The 7,120-nt window shown below is 48.0% G+C and carries 6 protein-coding genes; 3 read left to right on the top strand and 3 right to left on the bottom strand.

The features are described 5' to 3' along the window. On the bottom strand, positions 1–690 hold a 690-nt coding region (locus tag VN105_RS14920), incomplete at its 3' end, for a TIM barrel protein (RefSeq protein ID WP_325642245.1). 176 nt (positions 691–866) lie between these two features. On the opposite strand from VN105_RS14920, the gene VN105_RS14915 reads away from it, so the two are divergent. The 3 genes from VN105_RS14915 (at position 867) to VN105_RS14905 (ending at position 4,603) form a co-directional block, all read left to right on the top strand. Continuing rightward, positions 867–1,832 carry a formylglycine-generating enzyme family protein gene (locus VN105_RS14915; RefSeq protein WP_325642243.1) on the top strand — a complete coding sequence of 322 codons (966 nt, stop codon included), beginning with the start codon at positions 867–869 and terminating at the stop codon, positions 1,830–1,832. A 40-nt stretch (positions 1,833–1,872) separates the two neighbouring features. Further along, on the top strand, positions 1,873–3,204 hold the full coding sequence (locus VN105_RS14910; RefSeq protein WP_325642241.1) for a Gfo/Idh/MocA family oxidoreductase: 1,332 nt from the start codon (positions 1,873–1,875) through the stop codon (positions 3,202–3,204). Between the two features lie 106 nt (positions 3,205–3,310). Next, on the top strand, positions 3,311–4,603 hold the full coding sequence (locus VN105_RS14905) for a D-alanyl-D-alanine carboxypeptidase/D-alanyl-D-alanine-endopeptidase (protein WP_325642239.1): 1,293 nt from the start codon (positions 3,311–3,313) through the stop codon (positions 4,601–4,603). On the opposite strand, the gene VN105_RS14900 is transcribed toward VN105_RS14905, so the two are convergent. Both VN105_RS14900 and VN105_RS14895 read right to left on the bottom strand, forming a co-directional pair. Then, complete coding sequence (locus VN105_RS14900; RefSeq protein ID WP_325642237.1) at positions 4,600–5,256, bottom strand: hypothetical protein; 657 nt, start codon at positions 5,254–5,256, stop codon at positions 4,600–4,602. The two genes, VN105_RS14905 and VN105_RS14900, sit on opposite strands and share 4 nt — an antisense overlap. A 102-nt stretch (positions 5,257–5,358) precedes the next feature. Continuing rightward, a partial coding sequence (locus VN105_RS14895; protein WP_325642235.1) for a carboxypeptidase-like regulatory domain-containing protein occupies positions 5,359–7,120 on the bottom strand: 1,762 nt, incomplete at its 5' end.

The raw sequence follows: 7,120 nt of genomic DNA, 5'->3' as shown, positions 1-7,120 counted from the left end.
ATTGCGCTGCATGTGGTAGATATCGTATAAAATTTTGCAGGAAGGACTTTTAACCGCTTTACAGATCTCAAAACTTTGTTCAGCAGTACGGAGAAACAGGTCGGGGTTATCGCTCAGGGGCTCCAGTACCATGACCAGTCCGTGTGGCTCAAAGATCTCTGCACCGCTGCGCAGGGCATCTATCACGTGTGCTGTTTGAACGCCGATCGGAAGGGTCCGCTCAAAGTAACCCGGCACAACAGTGGCCCATTTGGCATTACATCGTTTGGCGGTTTCCACGCTTGCTTTGCAGGTTTTGATAAATACGTCTTTAAATTCCTGTTTACCAGTGGCCATTGATGGTTTCCAGTTATTGCCGGTATCTACTACAAATACGCCCATCGTCATGCCCAGTTTAGCCAGGAGATCGCCTATTTTGGTTTGTTCTTCAGGGGATCGTCCCAGCATACCGTTGTCTTCAATAGACCGGAACCCCTGATCGTACATATATTTGATCTGGTCCAGGAAGTTGCCGCCATTGGCGCTGTTTTTAAACATGCCATCGTGGGGGCCGTAGTTCATGTTAAACGGCTTTCCGGCCATGCTGGCGGTGTTATTGTCTCCGGCGTGCGCAGCATTGCTGATCCCTCCAAGCGCCAGTGCTGAAATACCGGCCAGGGTGCCGTTTTGCAGGAATTTTCTTCTTTCCATAACGTTTTGATTGATGGTATAATTGACGGGTTCTAAAATTAATCGCTTTTCTAAGGAAATGCTAATATTGATGAAAAATTTTCAATTCATCAGCTCATTTTCGCATTCATAAAAAAATATTGCTTTCCCCGTTAGTTTTTTTTAGATTCACCCACTTATATTTTCAATCACGTTAGATGACTAAACAGTATGTGACCTTATTGCTGGGCGGATTGCTCAGCCAGGTTGTTGTAGCGCAATCAAAACAGGCATTCGAAACTTACAGCCAGCAGATCCCCGGAACGGATGTCAGTTTTAAAATGATACCAATAAAAGGAGGGAGCTTTCAACTGGGAAGCCCGGATAATGAAAAAGGCAGAAATAAAGATGAAGGCCCGGCAAAAAAAGTAGAGATCTCCGATTTCTGGATGGGCGCCACTGAAGTTACTTTTGATGAATATGATATATACGCTGATGCGGAAAAGGATAAAACTCCCACACCCGATGGGATGACCCGTCCAAGCCCGCCTTATATTGACCTTACTTTGGGAATGGGGAAGGCCGGTGGTTTTCCAGCCAACAGTATGAGCCAGTATGGTGCGCTGATGTATTGCCAGTGGCTGTATATAAAAACAGGTGTTTTTTATCGCCTGCCTACTGCTGCAGAATGGGAATATGCCTGCAGGGCCGGCGCTGCCACCGCTTATCCTTTTGGCGCCGATGCCGGTCAGCTGAAAGAATATGCCTGGTTTAAGAACAACAGCGACAATAAATACCACAAGGTAGCACAGCTGAAGCCCAATGCCTGGGGATTATACGATATGCTGGGAAACGTGGAAGAATGGACATTGGATCAATATGATGAAAACGGTGTAGCCAATGCTTCCGCCACCGACCCCTGGACGCAGCCTACCGCTAAAACCCCGCGGCTGCTGAAAGGCGGCAGTTTCCAGGACGAAGCCCCGCTGCTCCGCAGTGCCGCCCGTTTGAAATCAGACCCCATATGGAACCGCCGGGATCCGCAGATCCCCAAAAGCTCCTGGTGGAATGCAGATGCTCCATTTGTAGGTTTCAGGATAGTAAGACCCGTGAAACAACCAACGGAGGCGGAAGCCAACACATTCTTTGAAGAGATGATCGCTAAATATAAAGGTGCACGCTAGAAAGATTCAACATCCAAAAATCTAAAAATCTTATTCATTTATGGACAACGAAAAGAAATTCCACGGTGAAGGCCGCCGCGAGTTCGTAAAGCAAACTACTTTGCTTGCGGGCGGGTTACTGGCTATGCCTATTTTATCAAAAGCTAATTATTTTTCAGGATCTACCGGTGTTATAAAAATAGCGCTGATAGGCTGTGGTGGCCGTGGTACAGGCGCCGCCACCCAGGCGCTCAGCACAAAAGAAAATGTGCAGCTGGTGGCAATGGCCGATGCTTTCCCCGACAGGCTGAGCAACAGCTACAATGATATTAAAGAAGCCCTGGGCGATAAAGCCAGCCGCGTAAACGTTCCGGAAGGCAACAAGTTCATTGGCTTCGACGCATATAAACAAGCCATTGCACTGGCCGATGTAGTGATCCTTGCCACCCCTCCGGGTTTCAGACCCATTCACTTTGAAGAAGCGGTGAAACAGGGGAAACACATCTTCATGGAAAAACCAGTAGCAACAGATCCCGCCGGTATTAAAAAAGTACTGGAAGCTGCTGCTGTGGCTAAAACAAAGAAATTAAACGTGGTGGTAGGTTTGCAACGCCGCTACCAGAACTCCTACCGCGAACTGTACAAACGCTTCCAGGATGGCATCATCGGCGATATGCTGTCTGCACAGGTGTGGTGGAACCAGGGAGCGCTGTGGGTAAAACCCCGCAAACCCGAATATACAGAAATGGAATACCAAATGCGGAACTGGTACTACTTCAACTGGCTGTGTGGTGATCATATCGTAGAACAACACATCCACAACATCGATGTGGGCAACTGGTTCATGGGCGCCACGCCGGTTACAGCATCGGGTATGGGCGGCCGCGCTGTACGCACCGGTAAGGAGTATGGTGAAATATTTGACCACCACTTTGTGGAATACCGCTATGCCAACGGCGTAGTGATGAACAGCCAGTGCCGTCACTGGAAAGATGCACCCAGTAAAGTGGATGAAGAAATTGTAGGTACAAAGGGACGTATCTTCTGCGATAAAGCCCAGATAGTGGATCATAAGGGTAAAGTGTTGTACCAGTTCGACAAGAAAAAGGAAAACAACCCTTACCAGACAGAACATGATGAACTGTTTGCAGCCATTGCCAAAGGCGAATACAAATTTGCAGATGCAGAAAGAGGCGCACAAACAACCCTTTCCGCTATCATAGGCCGTTTGGCTACTTATTCCGGCCAGGTGATCGACTGGAATGTGGCGCTTAATTCCGGCCTGGACCTGCATCCTAAAACATATTCATTTGATGCACAACCACCGGTAATGCCGGATGCATCCGGTAATTATGCGTATGCAAAACCAGGTATTACCAAATATTTTACCTGATAAAAATTACCAGGCATAAAAGCGGACCAGGGATTTGGGGGAAGATCAGTAAAGCGGTCTTCTCACAAATCCCTGTTTCGTAATGCACAATTCGTAATTTCCATCTATGAAAAAATTACTGGTAGTAATTATAGCCATATTCACCGGGGGGAGCACAACTGCCCAGGTAGCGGCGATAAAGAAATGGGCGGAAGCTGAACTGCTGCATAAAACACCAATGGAACAGGCACATGTGGGGATCTGTATTTATGAACCGGCTACCGGGAAATATTGGTACCAATACCAGGACAATAAGTTTTTTACACCGGCATCCAATATGAAGATATTTTCGTTGTATGCCGGGCTGAAGTTGCTGGGCGACTCGCTTCCTGCGGCACGCTATTACGAAAATGACACTGCCCTCTTTGTAAAAGGAACGGGGGATCCGTCTTTCCTGCATCCCGATTACAATTATCAACCCCTGCTGCAGCTATTGCAGCAAACCAGTAAAAAGATTTATCTCGTTCCCGGTGTGAATGCCAACAAGCGCTTTGGGCCCGGATGGAGCTGGGGCGATTATGCCGACGACTACCAGCCGGAACTGAACGAGTGGCCAATGTATGGCAATGTGGTCCGTATCCGCCACCAGGGGAAGAACAACAGCATTGTGCCCGCCTTCTATGACCTGGATGTTATGGAAGATGATACCCTGAGCGAAACGATTATATCGAGAGATGAACGTAACAATATCTTTTACCTGAAATACAATCCGAAAGACAGGGAACCTGAAAACGCCGAAGTGCCTTTTATTACAGGATCTGTACAGGACTTGCGGCAACGGCTGGAGGATACTTTGCATAAACGTATAGGACTGGCCGTTACCCCGCCGGCAGGGAATTACAAGATGCTGAGAAGCCTCCCGGTAGATTCGTTGTTTATTCCCATGATGGAACGCAGCGACAATTTTTTTGCAGAACAAACCCTGGTGATGGCTTCTTCCGTTTTATGGGATACCATCAGTAGTACACGCAGTATTGATTACCTGCTTGCCGGAGACCTCAAAAGCCTGCCGCATCCGCCGCAATGGGAGGATGGTTCCGGACTTTCCCGGTACGACCTGTTTACGCCCCGCGATTTTGTAAGGATACTCACCCTGATGCGGGAACAGTTTCCGCAGGAACGCCTCTGGCAGATATTTCCTACCGGCGGAAAGGGAACATTGAGGAACTATTATCAGCGGCTGAAAGTACATGCCAAAACAGGTACATTAACCGGGGTGGTAGCTTTGAGCGGCTATCTTGAAACAAAGAAAAAGAGAACACTGGTGTTCAGCGTGCTGGTGAATAATCATCATGAATCTGCCAGTAGTGTGAGAAGGGCAGTAGAGCGATTGCTTACCATGGTAAGTACCGCTTATTAAGGCTTGATGGTATAGGAAAGCAGCAGGGTAGTGTCTTGCAGCTGATCAGCTTCTATAAGCCCTACGCCTTTGCCGTAGTAGCTGGTAGAGATGGTACCCACAGCTACCGGGTTCCCGAATACAATGGCATAAGCATCCATTTTTACAGCGATCACGGAGGCATAATTCTTACCGTTCACTGTTTTGGTGATATCCTTTTCCATGATAGTAAATTCCAGGATACCGGAAGTATTCACGCCGCCATTGTTTACAGTGATGGTATCCTGCCAGGAAGTACCTGCGGGTACATTATCTTTCAGGTAAGTAAGCTCCAGGCTGTCTGCACTGTAGCCCTGGAAAGTAAGAATACTGGCTATTTGCGTATAGATGCCGTTTTTACAGTTAGAGCAGGTGAATACGCTGTCGTTTCCCACCTTTTTATACACGATACCGTTAATGGTCGTGTCTTCTGAAACAGTGAGGGTATAGGAGACCGTGTCTTTTGAACGGTTTACATTAATGTAGGAAAAAGAGGAGCCGTTAGTGTAGGGTGCATATTCGCAGTTACTGTTGGAGGGTAACGTACCTTCTCCCTCATCGCTCATTTCCTTACTGCAGGAAAACAGCAATGTTACCATTGAAAGGATAACTATGAGAAAGTTATGTTTCTTCATAAAACATATGGTGATGCATCTATAACGCTCAGAGATATAAAATTATGCAAAAAAAAGCCATTAGTATTTCGCTAATGGCTTTTTAATAATATATGCGTAATGTTATTGGGTGATCCTGATCCGGAAACTGCCGCTGAGGGGATAGGGAACCGGGTTGGCAACAGAATCCTGCGAAACTGTGCCTGTAAAGGATCCCGTGAAGTAATCGCCTACGGATCCGGAACCGGTAACGGTATAGGTGCCTGTTCCATAATAGTATTTCCCGGCAGATGAAAACTGGAGGGAGCTGGTTGGGTAAGTGCCCGGCGCCGTGTTCTGTAAGGAAAGATAGGTAGCTGTACCATCAGATTTAGACCCACTGAATAAGCCGGTTTGGCCGAACCGCTGAAAGGTGATCCTATCCGGTGATGCAAAGTTTACAGGTTTGCCGTTGAACAGGGTGTTGATGAAGTCCGGCTGGATCAGATCACAGGCGGCGAGGTTCCTCACGTAGGCGCCTACTGTAACAGGCAGCGTTACTGTGGTCATTTTACCGCCGGCCTCATCTTCGGCGTTAATGGTGGCAGTTGCCACATCATCCTGGCAGCGGAGGATACCTATATTATATTTGCCTGAAGCAACTGCAGCGCGGTAGGCGATACCGTCCACTTCAATGTTAACAACTCCTTTTTGTACCGGCACGTTATCACAGGTAGTGACAGCTCCGCTGAAGTGAATATAATTTTCAGGGGTAATAGCTATTTTCAATACGCCGATATTGGTACTGTCCTGGAATGGGCCGATGTTGCGGGTATCTATAGCAACATCGCATTTATTTAGTGCCTGCAACTTCAGCACTTCACCTTTGGGTATATCGCCGCTTACTACCCCGTTTTCATTGGTATAGCCGTTGGTAGCGCTACTGCCATCAGTTCTTTCCATGCGCAGCTTGAGATTGGAGAGCGGGGTGCCGTTTACATCCTGGAAGGTGGCGCGGAATTTAACCACGGGGAATCGCGCATCACAGTTCCAGAAGGAAAAGTGTTTAACCGTACCGGTGTAACTGTTACCCGTTTTAGTGGCGCTGCCTTCTTCCCTCCATACGCCGGAGGTTTCTTCGAAATGCCATAATGGAATGGTAGCCGGGGCGCTGCTTTGCAGGCCGGCCGGGATCGTCATTTTAAAGGCAACGGATTTGGTGGTATCCAGGTGAAGTTTTTCACCGGTAGCGCTTTGAAGCTCCAGTGCCATCATACCATAAGATTTCAGTCCAACCAATGCATTGCTGCTACTGATCCCGCGCAGGTCGCCGGGCATGATGTCTTCAAAGTGGTCATCTTCAGGATTAATGGGCGCATAAAACAGGGACACTGTTCCGGAGTAAGGCCTATTGTCGGCTCCCAGTACCTGCTGTGCCACAAAAATGAATTGTGCGTTGGAAGTGGTGATGCTGCCACCGGAGGCCCCGTTGAAAGTACCGGCTGCTTTTTTAGGCAGCAGTTGTACCTGTACATACTGCAGCATGCCGGGTTCTGCTATATGAAAAGTGCGGAGCCCCTGGAAATAGCCGTTTTTCTCTACACGAACTACTGCCGCTACTTCGTTGGCATTTACACTGGCGATCCGGAAGTTGCCCCTGGCATCTGTATTCGTTGTGGCATCGCCGCATTTAACCGTAGCGCCGGCAACGGGTACTCTTTTTTCATCCAGCACAGTTCCCTGCAGGGAGGTACTCACTTCTTTATCCGGAATAGGCGATTTCACAGGTGTAACTACGGGCGGTTCCTGGAAGCCGGTGGTGGCCATATCTTTATTGCACGCTACAAGGAGGGATATGGGAAATATTAGTACCCAAAGTAATTTTTTGAACATAGGGATGTGTATT

This window comes from Chitinophaga sp., from assembly GCF_035564935.1.
In the GTDB taxonomy this organism is placed as follows: Bacteria; Bacteroidota; Bacteroidia; order Chitinophagales; family Chitinophagaceae; genus Chitinophaga.
This window is presented reverse-complemented; position numbering and strand designations above follow the sequence as displayed.